This window comes from Brevibacillus centrosporus, assembly GCF_003710815.1.
GTDB classification, from domain to species: Bacteria; Bacillota; Bacilli; order Brevibacillales; family Brevibacillaceae; genus Brevibacillus; species Brevibacillus centrosporus.
In genome coordinates this window covers 100,956-116,314 of the sequence record NZ_RHHP01000003.1, presented here as the reverse complement: position 1 = coordinate 116,314, position 15,359 = coordinate 100,956, and the positions used below count along the sequence as shown (strand labels likewise).

General features: G+C 49.1%; 17 protein-coding genes and 2 pseudogenes. 11 read left to right on the top strand and 8 right to left on the bottom strand.

The annotated features are described in order from the left end of the window. Positions 1-70 precede the first annotated feature (70 nt). Positions 71-1,012, top strand: a complete 942-nt coding sequence (locus tag EDM55_RS05015) for an iron-hydroxamate ABC transporter substrate-binding protein (RefSeq protein ID WP_092266208.1) — start codon at positions 71-73, stop codon at positions 1,010-1,012. 80 nt (positions 1,013-1,092) lie between these two features. Here the strand turns inward: EDM55_RS05015 and EDM55_RS05010 are convergent, their stop codons facing one another. Continuing rightward, positions 1,093-2,259: a chromate transporter gene (locus EDM55_RS05010; protein WP_092266522.1), complete on the bottom strand. Its 1,167-nt coding sequence runs from the start codon at positions 2,257-2,259 to the stop codon at positions 1,093-1,095. 45 nt (positions 2,260-2,304) lie between these two features. Then, positions 2,305-2,757: an aminoacyl-tRNA deacylase gene (locus tag EDM55_RS05005; RefSeq protein ID WP_122959759.1), complete on the bottom strand. Its 453-nt coding sequence runs from the start codon at positions 2,755-2,757 to the stop codon at positions 2,305-2,307. Positions 2,758-2,919: 162 nt separating this feature from the next. On the opposite strand from EDM55_RS05005, the pseudogene EDM55_RS05000 reads away from it, so the two are divergent. The 4 genes and pseudogenes from EDM55_RS05000 to EDM55_RS31265 form a co-directional block, all read left to right on the top strand. Continuing rightward, positions 2,920-3,213, top strand: a pseudogene (locus tag EDM55_RS05000) (DsrE/DsrF/DrsH-like family protein); the annotation flags it as partial. 149 nt (positions 3,214-3,362) lie between these two features. Beyond that, positions 3,363-4,061 carry a hypothetical protein gene (locus tag EDM55_RS04995; RefSeq protein WP_122959757.1) on the top strand — a complete coding sequence of 233 codons (699 nt, stop codon included), beginning with the start codon at positions 3,363-3,365 and terminating at the stop codon, positions 4,059-4,061. Next, positions 4,048-4,581 (top strand): peroxiredoxin family protein, encoded by a 534-nt coding sequence (locus EDM55_RS04990; protein ID WP_122959756.1) that lies wholly within the window; start codon positions 4,048-4,050, stop codon positions 4,579-4,581. Before EDM55_RS04995 ends, EDM55_RS04990 begins: the two co-directional genes overlap by 14 nt. A 74-nt stretch (positions 4,582-4,655) precedes the next feature. Then, a pseudogene (locus tag EDM55_RS31265) lies at positions 4,656-4,976 on the top strand (DUF302 domain-containing protein); the annotation flags it as partial. Here the strand turns inward: EDM55_RS31265 and EDM55_RS30750 are convergent. Continuing rightward, positions 4,922-6,067 (bottom strand): YheC/YheD family endospore coat-associated protein, encoded by a 1,146-nt coding sequence (locus EDM55_RS30750; protein WP_122959755.1) that lies wholly within the window; start codon positions 6,065-6,067, stop codon positions 4,922-4,924. The pseudogene EDM55_RS31265 and the gene EDM55_RS30750 overlap by 55 nt on opposite strands. Positions 6,068-6,168: 101 nt before the next feature. Here EDM55_RS30750 and EDM55_RS04975 point away from each other — a divergent pair, with 101 nt between their 5' ends. Beyond that, a complete protein-coding gene (locus tag EDM55_RS04975) occupies positions 6,169-6,387 on the top strand; it encodes a hypothetical protein (protein WP_122959754.1) in 219 nt (72 codons plus the stop codon). Positions 6,388-6,514: 127 nt separating this feature from the next. Here the strand turns inward: EDM55_RS04975 and EDM55_RS04970 are convergent, their stop codons facing one another. Next, positions 6,515-7,735, bottom strand: coding sequence for a cation:proton antiporter (locus EDM55_RS04970; RefSeq protein WP_122959753.1), 1,221 nt, complete (start codon positions 7,733-7,735; stop codon positions 6,515-6,517). A gap of 1 nt (position 7,736) precedes the next feature. Next, a complete protein-coding gene (locus EDM55_RS04965) occupies positions 7,737-8,234 on the bottom strand; it encodes a cation:proton antiporter regulatory subunit (protein WP_092266199.1) in 498 nt (165 codons plus the stop codon). 213 nt (positions 8,235-8,447) lie between these two features. Between EDM55_RS04965 and EDM55_RS04960 the strand changes: the two genes are divergently transcribed. Next, positions 8,448-8,702, top strand: a complete 255-nt coding sequence (locus EDM55_RS04960) for a hypothetical protein (RefSeq protein WP_122959752.1) — start codon at positions 8,448-8,450, stop codon at positions 8,700-8,702. A gap of 52 nt (positions 8,703-8,754) precedes the next feature. Here EDM55_RS04960 and psiE read toward each other — a convergent pair whose 3' ends face one another. After that, a complete protein-coding gene (psiE, locus tag EDM55_RS04955; protein WP_122959751.1) occupies positions 8,755-9,171 on the bottom strand; it encodes a phosphate-starvation-inducible protein PsiE in 417 nt (138 codons plus the stop codon). A gap of 151 nt (positions 9,172-9,322) precedes the next feature. Between psiE and EDM55_RS04950 the strand changes: the two genes are divergently transcribed. Next, positions 9,323-10,234, top strand: a complete 912-nt coding sequence (locus EDM55_RS04950; protein ID WP_092266196.1) for an acetamidase/formamidase family protein — start codon at positions 9,323-9,325, stop codon at positions 10,232-10,234. 75 nt (positions 10,235-10,309) lie between these two features. On the opposite strand, the gene EDM55_RS04945 is transcribed toward EDM55_RS04950, so the two are convergent. Beyond that, positions 10,310-11,566 carry a dicarboxylate/amino acid:cation symporter gene (locus EDM55_RS04945; RefSeq protein ID WP_092266521.1) on the bottom strand — a complete coding sequence of 419 codons (1,257 nt, stop codon included), beginning with the start codon at positions 11,564-11,566 and terminating at the stop codon, positions 10,310-10,312. A 266-nt stretch (positions 11,567-11,832) separates the two neighbouring features. Here EDM55_RS04945 and EDM55_RS04940 point away from each other — a divergent pair, with 266 nt between their 5' ends. The 3 genes from EDM55_RS04940 to EDM55_RS04930 all read left to right on the top strand — a co-directional run bounded on the left by EDM55_RS04940 (position 11,833) and on the right by EDM55_RS04930 (position 14,888). Further along, positions 11,833-12,600: a stalk domain-containing protein gene (locus EDM55_RS04940; RefSeq protein ID WP_092266195.1), complete on the top strand. Its 768-nt coding sequence runs from the start codon at positions 11,833-11,835 to the stop codon at positions 12,598-12,600. A gap of 190 nt (positions 12,601-12,790) precedes the next feature. Next, entirely contained in the window at positions 12,791-13,486 is a 696-nt protein-coding gene (locus EDM55_RS04935) for a response regulator transcription factor (protein ID WP_092266194.1), read from the top strand. Further along, positions 13,461-14,888 carry a HAMP domain-containing sensor histidine kinase gene (locus EDM55_RS04930; RefSeq protein ID WP_122959750.1) on the top strand — a complete coding sequence of 476 codons (1,428 nt, stop codon included), beginning with the start codon at positions 13,461-13,463 and terminating at the stop codon, positions 14,886-14,888. The genes EDM55_RS04935 and EDM55_RS04930 overlap by 26 nt, the downstream gene beginning before the upstream one ends. Before the next feature lie 256 nt (positions 14,889-15,144). Here the strand turns inward: EDM55_RS04930 and EDM55_RS30170 are convergent, their stop codons facing one another. Further along, entirely contained in the window at positions 15,145-15,354 is a 210-nt protein-coding gene (locus EDM55_RS30170) for a hypothetical protein (RefSeq protein ID WP_170184378.1), read from the bottom strand. Positions 15,355-15,359: the final 5 nt, after the last annotated feature.

The window sequence follows — 15,359 nt, the reverse complement described above, 5'->3', positions numbered from 1 at the left end:
GAGGCACATCGTAGGGAAGAAGCACGTTGAAGAAAAGGCGCGATCATTTACATAAAAGGAGAAGTCAGCCATGAGAAAAATGCTGTTACCTGTACTGCTCATCCTGACGATGGTGTTGAGTGCATGCGGAAAAGAAGCACCAGCACCACAGGAGAATGCTGCTGCTGCAGGAAATGAAACGAAAACTGAAACGAAAACGGGAACCGTGACCTATCAGTCAGAAAATGGCCCTATAGAGATACCGGCCGATCCGAAGCGTATTATCGGTCTGACCAACGCCCCGAACATTCTGTCTCTCGACGGCAAGCTGGTAGGGGTAGACCAGTGGACCAAAAAGAATCCTCTTTTCAAGGACAAACTGGAAGATGTAGAAACCGTCTCAGAGGAAGATCTGGAGAAAATCATCGAGTTGAAGCCCGACCTTATCATCGCTGGCTCCACCTTGAAAAATTTGGATAAGATGAGCAAAATTGCGCCGACGATCGTGTACACGTGGGGCAAGCTCGATTATTTGGCTCAGCAGCTGGAGATCGGGAAAGTGTTGAACAAGGAAGCAGAAGCCAAGGCATGGATCGATGATTTTACGAAACGTGCCAAGGAAACGGGTGAACAGATCAAAGCCAAGATCGGCGAAAAAGCTACTGTCTCGGTCTTTGAGTACGATGCGAAGAGCTTTTATGTATTTGGGAACAACTGGGCGCGAGGAACAGAGGTATTGTATCAGGCGATGGGCTTGAACATGCCGGACGCAGTGAAAAAGGAAGCGCTTGGCCCCGGATATTACATGATGTCAGTGGAAGTGATCCCTCAATTTGCTGGAGATTACATCATCTTGAGCAAGCCAACGGGTGAAGAGAATGCTTTCCTTAAGACAGATTCGTGGAAAAATATCCCTGCAGTCAGTCAAAACCACATGATTGAAATCGACACAGAGGCGTCCTCGTATAGCGACCCTACCACACTCGAAAATTTGTTGAAAATCTTTAAGGAAGGGTTTCTCGGCAAAGCATAACGACTAACACAGCATGAAAAAACGCAGTCCTCAAGCTGCGTTTTCCTTACGTTGGCCACCCTTTCGCTCGGGGTTACCTATTATACATACGCAATCAGGATGCCGCCAAGAGCACCAGCAAGAACGATGATCCAAGGTGGGCACTTCCAGTATACAAGCAGGATGAACAAGAAAAGGGCAAAAGCAAAGTCAGCGGGATTTTGGATGGACGTCGTCCAAAGCGGATTGTATAACGCAGCCAGCAAAATTCCCACTACTGCTGCATTAATTCCGGTCAGTGCGCCGTGCACTCTCGGGCTGCTTCGGAGTTCGTTCCAAAACGGCAGCGTCCCGACAACCAGGAGAAATGCAGGCAAGAAAATCGCAATCGTTGCTGCCACCGCCCCGCCGATTCCACGGGCCATCGCTCCGAGATATGCGGCAAAAGTAAATAATGGCCCGGGCACTGCTTGCGCGGCTCCATACCCAGTTAAAAAATCTTCTTGATTTACCCATCCTGTCGGAACAACCTCGCGTTCCAGCAAGGGAAGCATGACATGTCCTCCACCAAAGACCAAGGCTCCAGAGCGGTAGAAGCTGTCGAACAACGCGATCCATTCGGAATGCATCGTTTGCCTGAAGAGAGGTAACGCGATAAGGAGTGCAAAAAACAAGAGAAGGCAAGAGATGGCGAACCGCTTGCCAATTTCAATGGGTAGGAATCGGCCTCCAGTAACGGGATTCTTTCCGTACAGCCAAAGCCCAAGAAGACCAGCAGCCAGAATTAGGAACACTTGCGTATAAGCTGTTGGCCATAAAAGCGCAACAGAGGCAACGACTGCAGCGATTGTCACGCGGTCACGGTCGGGCGTAAGTTTTTGACCCATTCCGAGTACAGCTTGGGCTACAATTGCTACGGCAACGATTTTAAGCCCATGAATCCATCCTGCATTTGCAATATCAAAGCCTTGTAGCAGGAGCGCAAAGAGAACCAACGCGATTACAGAGGGCAACGTAAATCCTAACCACGCGACGATTCCTCCAAAGAGTCCAGCCCTTATGATCCCGACACCAATACCGACCTGACTACTTGCTGGTCCCGGTAAAAACTGACACAACGCTACAAGCTCTGCATAGCTCTGTTCATCCATCCATTTTCGACGTCGAATGTATTCGTCATGAAAGTAACCCAAATGGGCGATTGGCCCTCCGAACGAGGTCAAACCTAATCTCGATGATACGCGGAAAACCTCCCATAAAGCGAACATCTTTTGTTGCTTCGAATCCAAAACATATCGCTCCTTTACGTATATCTAAGCGTACTCCAAATAGGCCAGCACCTGATTTAGGGCCTCCACATCAACGGGCGAGATCTTCAATGTAGAATGAGTCTCTCCGGTTCCTCCATAAACCTCTGGATACCGAAAGAGACTGCGATCAAATAGGCAGGGGAGAAAAAGTCCTACCAAGGGGACAGTGCCGATGCGAAAGCCTGTAATCTCTTCCACCTTTTGGGGAGAAGCCAGTTTCACTTCCCGACAGCCAAGAATCGCTGCGATTTTCTGAAGATCCAAACGCCCACGATCCCCGGACAGGATTGCCGAGATATAGCCTCTATCCGTCTCCAGTACAAGAGTGGGAGCGGTTTGCCCGATCTCGATGCCAAAATAATCGGCGCCATCCTGTGCAGAGCGGATGGGCTGCGGGTGTGCAATCATTTCAAATGAAATATTCTTGTTATGCAAAAGCGTATGCAGAGCAGTCAAGGCAGTGAGCCTCCTCGTATCCGACGTTGTCTTATTTAAAATAGCACAAAAACAAGTGGAGCAGGAGAAGTTTGGAAAAAACCTGAGTTGTTGACAAAGCAATCGAGGTGAAGGTAGTATACCTATAGGGGTATATGTAATAAAACAACCAAAAAAGAGGAGGCAGTAACATGTACCTTTGAAGGTCTGCAACTCATTCATAAGGAAGCTCATCATAATCTGCCTCTGCCAGCAGGGAAGGAAGCAATGGCGCAAGGATTCCAAAAAGCCAATATCCCTGCGATTCCCGAATTAGTAATAATGGCGCAGGAGCTGGGCGTCAAGCTGATCGCTTGTCAAATGGCGATGGATGTCATCGGCTTGACCAAGGAAGACTTCGTGGACGGAATTGAGGTAGGCGGTGCCGTGACTTTCCTCGACTTTGCCAAAGACGCCAATGTCAGCCTTTCCTTTTAAAATTGCGTACTGGCGGTGCGTAAGATTTATGCTAGCATGTTAGAGAAAGAAAAAAGCCAATTCTTTGTTTCAAAGGATAGGCTTTTTTTGCAGATAAGAATGGATCGATTCCTAGGACAAAGGCTTGAAAATGGAGGAGAACTAGTTAGATGAGCTTACCGGATGTTATACAGCTCGGACCGTTCTTGGTCAAAATGAGCATGCTGATTCGTGTTGCTTCGATCCTGCTTGCTTTCGCTTCCGTTCACTTGCGACTGCGAGAGGAGAGAGAGCTGAAAAAGACCATCTGGGAGATAATGAGCGGCGGAATCCTCTTGGGGTTTGTGGTCTGGAAGTTCAGTTACATCCTTCTCTATCCGTCAAAAGCCATGGAACAGCCAGCATCTATTCTCTATTTCTCAGGGGGAGACCGGGGATTTTGGCTGGCAATGATCGCTGTTCTTGTCTATTTGGTGGTAACGGTCCGTAAAAGAGAGATACCTATACCAGTATTCGCCGCATCGCTTGCACTCGGCGGGTGGACAGCCTGGGCTGCGGCTTTTCTTCTTACTTGGGCTGTGGAAGGTCAGGATGGCTGGTATTCTGTCCAGCAAGCGGCGATCGGCATCCTCTTTTTGCTGCTGGTCATTCGCAAGTGGAAAACACTGACGAATGCGGTTCACTGGCTGAACCTTTTGATGTGGTTTGGAATTAGTCAGGTGTATGTGGCCTTCTTTTCCCAAGAGCATTCTCCAGTGCTCGCAGGTTTGTCCCGTGAACAGTGGCTTTCCTACCTGTTTGCAGTACTAGCATGGATCTTGGTCAGTCGAGCGCGAGATATGGGAGGTGCATCGCATGAAAAGAAGTAGCGGGCTGGCTCTGATTGCGCTCGTAGCTTTGCTTGCCTGGGGGTGGTTTTCGCAAGATGCTGCCCCCGAACAAGCAGTATCGCAAACAGTCGGTATCCAGAGGGGAAACTTGGCACCCGACTTCTCGCTAATGACAGCAGAAGGGGAAGCAATCAAGCTGTCTGATTTGCGAGGGAAAAAAGTGATCGTCAACCTGTGGGCGACCTGGTGTCCGCCGTGCAGAGCAGAAATACCGGATATGCAAGCCTTTTACGAGCAATACAAAGACAAGGATGTCATCATCCTTGGGGTCAACCTGACTGCAACGGAGAGCAGTGTAGAGAAGGTCACTGCCTTTGTCAAAGAGTACGGCATGACCTTTCCTGTACTTTTAGACATCGACAAGCAGGTAGGGAATCAGTTTCAGGCGATATCGATACCGACGAGTTACATGATCGATTCCAAGGGAGTCATCCGTGAAAAATTCATTGGGCCGATGGATCAGGAAAAAATGGAGAAGATGATTTCGTCCATGGAGTAGGTATTCTGATAGAGTGGATTCCAGCATAAAGCCTTCCCGATTCCCGCATACTACCAGGGAAAGGATGAGGAAAAATGGAATTTCATTACACGGTTACTTCCCATAAATCGATCGAGGCCGTCATCGAAGCATTGGATGCGCAACTGAAAGCGGAACATTTCGGCATCTTGTGGCAATTGGATCTGACCCAAAAGCTGAGGGACAAAGGAATAGAGGATTACACGCGGCCTTTTCATATTCTGGAGGTTTGCAATCCGCACGAGGCGGCAAAGGTGTTGAGCCACAACGAGCTGGTCGGGTACTTTTTGCCTTGTAAGATCGTTGTGTATGTCGATCAAAGTCACGTGCGCATTGGCTTACCCAGGCCGACTGCCTTACTCGGGATTCTGAACAGCTCTGAGCTGAATGAAACAGCGGAAGAAATCGAGCAAACATTGATTCGCGTGATTGAGAAGGCGAAATGGTCCAAAACTTTAAAAATCATCTTGGATGGACGGCTGTTTACTTCGATCAGCCAAATTTGGTCACTGTGATCAATGGTAATATCGATGCCGAGCTCCGCGATGTGTCCGTAGTGCTGATCAAGCCTTTCAGCAACGCCCAAGCACACCTTATGGATTTCGTGAATGAGGGTAGCGGCTTTTTGGGGCCACTGTTGATAAAGGCCGGCAAGCACGTTCTGTAGAGAATCGGATCTGGTAAACAAGTTCGATAGATAGCTCTGTCTATTGGCAAAGCGGACCAGCTCACCTGTTATCGCCCAATTGCCTTGCCCGTTCTTTTGAACCATGACGCGGAAGTCCACAGAGCGGTCATTTATTTTCTTCATCCTGATTTCTTTTTGGATCAGGTATTTTTTCGTGCCCATTTTGTTTTCAAGCAAAGTGATTAAAGCACTCGGGTCGCTCGTGACAAAGGAGGGATCCCAAGTCTGTTCGGCCAGTGTATAAGTTCCAGTCAAGCTGCATTCCACCCGCAGTATTCCTTGACCTTTTGAGCCATAATTCGGCTTCAGGAAGGCGGTCCTGTACTCTTCCAGGAACGTTATCAACTGATTAGAGTCATAGGTATGCGATTTCGGGAGATAGCTTTGCAAAGGGGAATCAGCAAGGATTTGATAAATCGCCCATTTGCTAAACCGGCTAAGCGCATTGAAGCACTTTTGGGGACCGATCGTCTTCTCGAAACGCTTCAATAAGGCTCTTTTGTCGCCATAGCAGCAATTATAGATCACTTTCGGGAAAGGAAACGAGCGCCTGTTCCATCTTCCATTTACATATTCGAGTCCAGTAATTCGTCTCGATTTCCAGTTGATGCTTTTCGAAGAGAAGGCAAACAGGGGGGAATGGGACTGATAGTTAGCATATTTTCTCAGGATGGCCGCTCTTTTTAATGTCGGCACCAAGAAGCCAATGTAATTCTTTTGTTTGGTATGCACACCAATCGTTTCCCCCAGTTGGATTAGCTCGATTTGGATGAATACCATGGTTCCTCTCCGTTTCCGCAAATCGACAGGATCATACGCTCAGTCAAGCTATCGTTTCGGGAATACTATGATAACATCCGATCAGGGATGGGGGAGTAGACATGGGAAGAATGGTTGGGTGCTCTTGTTTTGAATTATTAGAGGACATCGGAACAGCTGCCGGCACAGCGGTCGCGGTATATACAGCTTCCGGACAAACGTTCAATCTGGCGCTGAGGGAAAAGGTGACTGCTACCGACCGAATCTTGCGGGCAATCCGGACTGGTGGGCGTAACATCAACTTTTGTTGTGGACAGATTATTGCAATTGAAGCGCGGTAAAATTGCAACGGCAAATTGCACACTCTAGAAAAAAGCAGAGGTGGTCTAAGACATGATGGATCGTTCTTAGACCGCCGCTGTTTTTTTTCTCAGATCCGTGCAAAAGGAATCATTCGGTAGATTTCGGTTAGTTATTTTCTGTCTGTTTGGCAGGGACCGCTTTGTCTACGGGAAGAATCTTGCTAAGCAAGCCGTAAATCTTCTTGGACTCTTTGGTCAATAGTGGACCTAGAATCGCCAGTATGAGCACGTAAAGCGCTGCAAACGGCTGGAGAATTTCCATGAGTGCCCCGGCTTTTCCCAGATTGGCCATGATGATAGAAAATTCACCGCGGGAGACGATGGTAAGTCCGATGTTGGTAGAAGCCTTGGCGTTCAAACCAGCACTTTTCCCGGCGAGCATACCTGCTGCGACATTCCCGATGATGGTGACGATGACGGCACCGATCGAGAGCCACACAGCGCCTCCTAGTGACAGCGGATCGATGGTCAGGCCGAAGCTGAAAAAGAACATCGCTCCGAAGAAGTCACGGAAAGGCAAAATCATATGCTCGATACGTTTCATGTGCTGCGTTTCTGCCAGGATGAGGCCGACCAACAAGGCACCGATCGCTTCCGCAACATGGATGGTCTCGGAAAAGCCCGCAATCAGGAACAGAGCGGCAAAAACAGTGATCATAAACACTTCATTTGATTTGATATTCAAGGCACGATTGAGGAAGGGAACGAGTTTGCGCCCCACGATGATGAGGAGCAGCATATAACCGAGGGCAATCAGGGCGGAACTGAGAACACCCATGAGAGAGGTGGCTCCGCTCAAGACGAGACCGGACACGATGGAGATGTACACGGCCAAAAATATGTCTTCGAACATGATGATCCCCAAGATCATCTCTGTTTCGCGATTTGCTGTACGTTTGAGATCCACCAGGACTTTAGCCACGATGGCGCTGGAGGAGATCGTTGTGATTCCAGCGATAATGAGGATTTCTTTCAAAGGGAAGCCTGCGACCCAACCAAACAAAAGGCCCAGGGTAAAGTTGATGACGATGTAGATGGTACCGCCGACTGCGATGGAACGGCCGGCTTTGATCAAACGGCCTACAGAAAACTCAAGTCCCAGATAAAACAACAGGAAGAGTACGCCGACTCGGCCCATGAATTCAATGAGTGGTGCGCTTTGAATAAAACGAAGGTCAAACAAGCCGATGTCGGGAGCGTGCGGGCCCACGACCATTCCCACGAGAATGTAAAAAGGAACAATGGAGAATTTTAATTTGACGGAGAGGAAGCCGGCCAGCGCAATTAAAGCGAGAGCGAGACCGACTTCAAAGACAATGTGCTCCAAATCACTCACCCCCTGTGCTAAATGTAGATTTTAGCGCTTTCACCTGCTTCCGCTCGCCAGCTACGACCAAAGTGGCCCCTGCCTGGAGAACATACTCTGGACCTGGATTGATGGTTTGACGGTGGTCCTTTTCGATAATCGCGATGATGGTGGCACCCGTTTCCTGACGGATGTTCATTTCGCCGATCGTTTTTCCCATGCAACGCGCTCCGGGTTCTAATTTGTACCATTCGATGACGAGTTTATCCAGAGCGACTTCAACGGTTTCCAGCGCAGACGGCTTATACGTCAGACCGCCTACTATAGCCGCGATTTGCCTCGCTTCATCGTCGTCGAGGGTCACCATGGAAATAGTCTCATCCGGATCGTCCTTGTCAAAGTGAAAAAGCTCTCTTCGTCCGTCATCGTGAATGATAATGACGAGCTTGTCGCCACCTCTTGTTTCTACTTGGTATTTCCGTCCGATACCCGGCAAATCTGACTCTCTGATTGAAAACATGCGCAACCTCCTTTGACCATTTACTGTCTACAAGCAAATAAGATTTGGAATGATCGCCATTCCAGTGATATTTTAGTAATGTCCCCCCTTTTCCGCGATTTACTTGTCGACAAACATATTACGATATAATTATATATTAATGACGACAAAAAAGCTTTGAAATGAAACATTTATATAATAAATTGACACATGTTTTAGGGTGGGTGTTCGCAAATGGCAAACAAGCAGTACCGGCTTACAGAGGCTGAATGGCGTTTTATTCAGGAAATGCGGGAGATGGACATGGAGGGGATTCTGGATATTGTGATCGCGCTTCGAGTCGAGGTCAAAGAGCTGGAGAAGAAGGCAGAGAGCATCAGCCAGATGCAGAGGGCTAACTGGGAGCGGGAAGTGGAGCAGCTGCAAAAGCGGACGGATCAGCTGCGTGTGTTTGAGCAGGAAATACGCAATACGTGGCCACAGGATTAAACAACAAAACCGGCAATCCCGTTTTCTAAAGACGGGACTGCCGGTTTTTTGCCTATCGCCCCGGACGCTCGACAGGGGTTTTGTTGATGATGTAGTAGCAGATTATCAGGGTGAGGATCACACCCGCGTACAACAAAGTATGTACGGGATTGTGATGGTCGACGATAATGAGCCGGATCATAGCGGTAATGCCGATGTACAGAAAGTAGCGCATGGGGAAGTGATAGTTCTCCCGGAAGTACTTCACGATCATGGAGATGAACTCAAAGTAAAGAAAAAAGATCAGGATCTTCTCGAGGAATTCACCGAGGGACGTCTCGTGCAGGAATGTCATTTGGGCAAAGTAAATCAGTTCCTTGCCAAGCAAATAAATAAGGATGACGGCGAGAAAAATGAGCGAAGCGTTCAAAATCTGCTGGAGCAGCAATGGAAAGGAGAACTGCTTGAGTGTCGTTTTCAGATGGTCCACGTGACATACTATTTACAAAACTCGTACAGAACCCTTGTGCTTTGATTTTGTTTTCATGATATTGTTACTAGAGGGAGACAACGACGAACTTCACGGAGAGCCATTTGATTTTGGGAAAAGATCAAAAAGATTTGCGGGAGGATGAAGCACGATGTACAAGGTAGATAAAAAGGATCTGATTTATACGATGTCTCCTGATCACTCGCCAACTCTTCACGTCGAGAGTGGCAGTGTGGTCACTTTTGAAACCTGCGACTGCTTTGAGGATCAGATCCAGTCAGCCGACACACCCTTTGGTGAGCTGGATTGGAATCGGATCAATCCTGCGTCCGGGCCTGTCTTTATCGAAGGGGCAGAGCCAGGAGATATTCTCGCTGTACATATTCAGAAAATTGAGATTAACAACCGAGGTGTCATGGTTACGGGGCCGAATTTAGGTGTGATGGGCTTCGAGCTGCAAGAAAACGTCATCAAGATGATTCCCATCGAGGATGGAAAAGCCATTCTGTCGGACAAGCTGCAGGTGCCACTTAACCCGATGATTGGTGTGATTGGAACAGCTCCGGCAAAGGAAGCCATTTCTTGCGGGACACCGGGAGACCATGGAGGTAACATGGACTGCAAACAAATGCGGGAAGGAACCACACTGCTTTTGCCGGTAAATGTGCCGGGGGCTCTGTTTGCACTAGGCGACCTGCACGCAGCGATGGCGGACGGAGAAGTTGCTGTTTGTGGCGTGGAGATCGCGGGAGAAGTGACCGTGAAGCTGGATGTCATTAAGGGAAAGAGCTGGCCATTACCTATGGCGATCAACGAGGAGCATCTGATGACGATTGCTTCGGAAAAGGAACTGGACAAAGCAGCCGATCGTGCGGTGATCAACATGGTCCGTTTTCTACATGACGAACTGGATCTGCCAAAAGCAGAAGCGACCTTCTTGCTGTCTGCCGCCGGAGATTTGCGTGTTTGCCAGGTAGTTGACCCGTTGAAGACGGCCCGCGTAGAGCTGCCGCTCGAGTATACAAAAGCTGCTGGGCTTGATTTGACGATAGTGGGAAGGTAGAAATAGAAAACCCCCTGATCGCAAACGGCAGAGGAGTCGATCCTCACCGCTATGCGAAAAGAGGGGTTTTCTTCGTTAGGCTGTGACAGGCTCGGAATCCGAGGCTGCCTTTTCAGGATGGAATTCATTTTCGTGCTTCGCGATTACGACAGTGGCTACGCCATTTCCAATCAGGTTGGTGATCGCGCGCGCTTCGGACATGAAGCGGTCGACCCCGAGGAGCAGTGCGATTCCTTCTACCGGGATCATCGGGAAGGCAGCCAAGGTGGCAGCCAGCGTGATAAACCCGGAGCCAGTCACACCTGCTGCTCCTTTGGAGGTAATCATCAAAATGCCAAGCAGCGTGATTTGCTGCCAAATGCTCAGATCTACTCCATAGGCTTGGGCGATGAACATGGCAGCCATGGACAGATAGATTGAGGTGCCGTCGAGGTTAAATGAATAGCCTGTCGGAACGACCAGACCTACGACCGATTTGGAGCAGCCGTATTTCTCCAGGCGAGCCATCATGCGCGGCAGAGCGGACTCTGAGGAGGAAGTTCCGAGCACGAGCAGGATTTCCTCGCGAATGTACGAGATAAAGGAGAAGATGCTGAATTTATAGTAGCGGGCAATACCGCCAAGAATCAGGATAATAAACAGGAACATCGTGATGTACACAGCGGTCATCAAGAGTCCGAGCCTGGTAAGCGAGCCGATCCCGAATTTTCCGATCGTGTAGGACATGGCACCGAAAGCGGCGATCGGAGAGACCTTCATGATCATGTTGACCACTCCGAAGAACCCGTGAGTCAATTTGTCGAACAGCTTGATAACAGGCTGGGAGGCTGGACCCATGGCTGCCAGCGAGAGACCGAAGAGCACGGCGAAGAACAAAATCGGCAGCAGCTCGCCTTTGGCCATGGCTCCGACGATGTTTTCCGGAATGATGGCTACAAAAAAGTCGATAAAGCCGTGATTGCTTTCCGCTGCAGCTTTCGTGTACTGGGAGACATCCCCGCTCGTCAAGCCGGTTTTGTCAAAGCCAGCTCCTGGTTTGATCAGGTTCACTACGAGCAGCCCGATCGCCAGAGCAATCGTGGTAACGATTTCAAAATAGATCAGCGCTTTTCCACCGATCTTGCCGACCTTCTTCATGTCACCCATGCTGGCGATTCCGTTGACAACGGTGAAGAAGACGATCGGAGGAATTACCATCTTAATCAGTTTGACAAACACGTCCGCCAATACTTTGAGCTCTGCCCCGAACTTGGGAGCAAAATGACCGACGATGATTCCAAGAATAATGGCGATAACAACTTGCACAGTCAGATTTTTTAAATTGATCCGCATGTGACCCCGTCCTTTCTCGTCTGCGATGAAAGCGTCTTCAATAGTCTTGTTTCGCATTTTATAGAATGGGGAAGCGGTTTCATAGAATACGGTCATATTGGTTGTTTTGGTCTTTTTGGTCTTGCCAGAGGGACGCAACGTGTACCGAAAATTGCCAAGGGAAAATGTCGGCATTGACATACTCTCGACATGAATCGCAGGTAAAGTAGTACTTGTACATAGAACGTACGTTACGTATATACAACCGGGAGAATGGAGGATCTACCATGATTAAAAAACAGTATCTGGCGGTTGCTTCTGCTTTGATTCTGACAGCGGGACTGTTTCCTGCTAGCTCCGACGCACAAGTAGCAAAGAAGAACCTGACAGCGAACTACAACAACATCAAAGTCCTGTATAACGGCAGCCAAGTTTCCACTACGATCGAGCCATTCATCGTAAACGGAACCACCTACATCCCTCTGCGCATGATGGCAGGCGTTTTCAACAAAGACATCACTTGGGATGGCACGAACTACACGATCAATGTGAAAGACACCGTAGACACTGGCTACCAAGCTGAATTGGCTCAGAAGGATGCGGAGATTGCTAGACTGAAAGCGCAAATCGACGATCTGAATGACGAGATCGACGGTCTGGAAGACGATCTGTCTGACTACGAAGATGATGATGACGATGATATCGATGAAGAAGTTTCCGACCTGGAAGATTCTCTAATTGACGAATTCGAGACTTACGATGATTTTGAAGATGTAGACTTCTCGTTGGATGGCGATGATGAGGATCTGACAGTAGATATCTACATTGACAAAGATGCTTGGGAAGAAGAAACTGGTGACGATCTTGACGCAGCGGCACTGGAAGATCTGGTCCAAGATGTAGTTGAATACGTATGGGATGAGTTCTACGATGATGTAGAAATCTCCGGTACTATCTATGATTCCAGCGATGACGACGAAGATCTCTACGATTTCGAAGGTTATCTGGATAGCGATGACGATCCAGTAATCGAATTGGATGGCGAAGAAATTTAATTGATGCTACAACCCAAAAAGCCTTGCTCCCAATAAAGGGAAAGCAAGGCTTTTTTCCTATTTCCAAAAAGAGCAAATCCACATATAAAAAGAAAGAGGTAAACTGATAGTATAGAAAGAGAGAAGGGCGAATCAAAAGGTGATCGCGAATGGGGAATGATGATATGTCGATCAGTCAGGAACGGCTACCATGAAAAACATACTATTGGTAGAGGACGAGCTGGTAATTTCGAGAGTGCTGAAAGCCTATTTGCAAAAGGCGGGCTATCAGGTATGGCAGGCAGTCGATGGACTTGAGGCTACGCAGTTGTTCGATGAAAAGAAGCCGGATCTGGTTCTGCTGGATGTCATGCTGCCCGAGCGCAACGGGTGGGAAATCCTGCAGTACATACGTGAAAAAAGTGCCTGTCCGGTCATTATGATCACCGCCCTCGGACAAACCGATCAAAAGCTGATGGGGTTGAATGAAGGGGCGGACGATTACATCACAAAACCTTTTGTGGCGGAAGAGGTTGTGGCGCGTGTAAATGCTGTGCTGAGGCGATCAGCCATTCTGATAAAGGACCAGGAGACGCGCATCTATGGCAGCTTGAAAATCAACTTTCAGTCCCACAACGTAACGCTGCATGGACTGGAAGTGGTGTTTCATCCGCGGGATCTGTCGCTGCTGCTGTTTTTGGCACAGAATCCGAATCAGACCTTTACGCGGGATCAGCTGATCGATCAGGTGTGGGGAATGGATTATGGCGGGAGCGATCGCGCAGTAGATTTGGCGATCAAGCGAATTCGCAAAACGTTGGAAAACTGGCCTTCCTTTGAAGGGGAGATCAAGACGCTGCGAGGGGTGGGGTATCAGTTCTGTGTTTACCAAAAACAAAAACAGTGAGCCAGTATCCCTCCTGCGTTATTGGACGGTACGCTACCTGATTACACTGATTTGTGGGCTGGTCATTGTCGGGATCGTCTCCGGCTACTGGATCAAATACGCGGCGACAGAAAAGCAGCTGGAGGTCACACGGCTATTTGCCGAGGAAGTAGCAGACCGTGTCGTTGATGATGACGGTCATTTGCTCGTGGGCGCGACGCTGCATCAGGTATTGGACAATCGACGCAAGTTCATGGGTGTAGACCGCAATCTCTTGCTGTTCATCAGAAATGAGCAGGGGGACTTGATCTACAGCCGTCCAGATCAACTGCCTCCTTTGCTTCAGCAAGGTCTCGACAGGATGCTCTCCAGCGCCGATCGATCGGAAAAAGTGAAGCAGCCAAATGGCGACATCCTGTACGTGGTGAAAAAGGATTTGGAATATAATGACAAAATAATCGGGAAAGTTATTTTGCTCTTCCCCGAGGCGGATATCAAAGTGAGCAAGGAACAGCTCCAATATTTGGTGATCATGCTAGTGAGCCTGGGCATCCTGGGCTGGGCGGTCATCTACTTTCACTCCCGGCGACTATCAGAACCGATTCAGAATGTAGTAATGGCTGCCAGACAGATCGTGGAGGGCAATTACGATGTGCCAGTCAACAAGGCGATCAAGGAACGGGAAATTCACGAGCTCGTCTACACCTTTAAAGAGATGGCAGATCGTCTGCGGCAGCTGGAAAGTATGCGGACAGAGCTCTTGGCGGGCGTAACGCACGAGCTGAAGACGCCGGTCACATCTATTAGCGGGCTCGTGCAGGCGATCAACGATGAAGTAGTCACGGGTGAGGAAGAAAAAGAGTTTCTGGAGATTTGCCTGAAGGAAACGAGGCGTCTGCAAAAGATGGTGGAGGATTTGCTCGATTTCAACTCGTTTGCGGTAGGAGCTATCGCCGTGGCGCAGGAAGAGCAGAATCTGAACAAGCTCATCAGAGAAATTGCCTCCCAATGGAAAATCGTGCAGGACCCGGATGGGGTGTCTCTTTATACGAACATACCCGAAAAACAGGTCACAGTCTTCGTAGATCCGGGGCGTGTCCAGCAGATCCTGATCAATCTGCTAAACAATGCGCGCCAGGCCATCGGGGAAGGCGGCAAAATCGAGCTGGAGCTGTACGAGACAACTGCAGACATGCGGATCGATGTAAAAGATAACGGACAAGGAATTCCCAAAGAGGAGCAAGCTTTGATTTTTGAGCGATTCTTCCGTGGAAGCAACAAGAAAGACAAGGTACGGGGACTAGGACTGGGCCTCTCCTTTTCGCGGATGATTGCCAAAGCGCTTGGCGGGGAGCTGCTGCTCAAGGAGAGTACGAGTGCTGGCTCTACCTTTACCGTGATCCTGCCAAAATCTGCTGCTTAAAAAGGCCTGCCCCTGACAGCGTTGCTGACAAGGAGCGGGCCTTTTGTGTGTCCGGGCCTTGGAGATGCCTTCCTCGAGCGACTCTGCATGCTTCGTGACCCACAGTCTAAGGCCGCTGTTGAGCAGATAAGCCAGATGGGACTCGCCGCGCAGAACGGCGTCTGCCGTTTGCCAGTGCAGCTCGGCTGTCCATTCCGTTTTTGGTACGTCAGCCATAAGTCCAAATGAGTCGGGATCGATCGTAGCGGGGGAGAAATCACCGTTTTCTACGATCAGCGTGCGGGTTGGCTTGGCGACCGTCACATCCCTGCACCACGATGCCTCTTTCTACACCCAGACGCAAAAGCAGGGCTGCAACCTTTTCAAATACCGTTCCATGATAGACACCGACTGCCATGTAGAGCGCGTCTGTGAAGCGAAGCAGTTTTTCTACCGTGTTGAACATCGTGCGGATGCCGATTTCCATGCGAA

Bases quoted from the DNA above. Each gene is read 5' to 3' on its own strand.
- EDM55_RS04990 (WP_122959756.1), top strand. From the start codon at position 4,048: ATGAAAAGAAGTAGCGGGCTGGCTCTGATTGCGCTCGTAGCTTTGCTT.
- EDM55_RS04940 (WP_092266195.1), top strand. From the start codon at position 11,833: ATGATTAAAAAACAGTATCTGGCGGTTGCTTCTGCTTTGATTCTGACA.
- EDM55_RS04965 (WP_092266199.1), bottom strand. From the start codon at position 8,234: ATGTTTTCAATCAGAGAGTCAGATTTGCCGGGTATCGGACGGAAATAC.
- EDM55_RS04975 (WP_122959754.1), top strand. From the start codon at position 6,169: ATGGGAAGAATGGTTGGGTGCTCTTGTTTTGAATTATTAGAGGACATC.
- EDM55_RS04960 (WP_122959752.1), top strand. From the start codon at position 8,448: ATGGCAAACAAGCAGTACCGGCTTACAGAGGCTGAATGGCGTTTTATT.
- EDM55_RS30750 (WP_122959755.1), bottom strand. From the start codon at position 6,067: ATGGTATTCATCCAAATCGAGCTAATCCAACTGGGGGAAACGATTGGT.
- EDM55_RS05010 (WP_092266522.1), bottom strand. From the start codon at position 2,259: ATGTTCGCTTTATGGGAGGTTTTCCGCGTATCATCGAGATTAGGTTTG.
- EDM55_RS04945 (WP_092266521.1), bottom strand. From the start codon at position 11,566: ATGCGGATCAATTTAAAAAATCTGACTGTGCAAGTTGTTATCGCCATT.
- EDM55_RS04950 (WP_092266196.1), top strand. From the start codon at position 9,323: ATGTACAAGGTAGATAAAAAGGATCTGATTTATACGATGTCTCCTGAT.
- EDM55_RS05015 (WP_092266208.1), top strand. From the start codon at position 71: ATGAGAAAAATGCTGTTACCTGTACTGCTCATCCTGACGATGGTGTTG.
- EDM55_RS04935 (WP_092266194.1), top strand. From the start codon at position 12,791: ATGAAAAACATACTATTGGTAGAGGACGAGCTGGTAATTTCGAGAGTG.
- EDM55_RS30170 (WP_170184378.1), bottom strand. From the start codon at position 15,354: ATGGAAATCGGCATCCGCACGATGTTCAACACGGTAGAAAAACTGCTT.
- EDM55_RS04995 (WP_122959757.1), top strand. From the start codon at position 3,363: ATGAGCTTACCGGATGTTATACAGCTCGGACCGTTCTTGGTCAAAATG.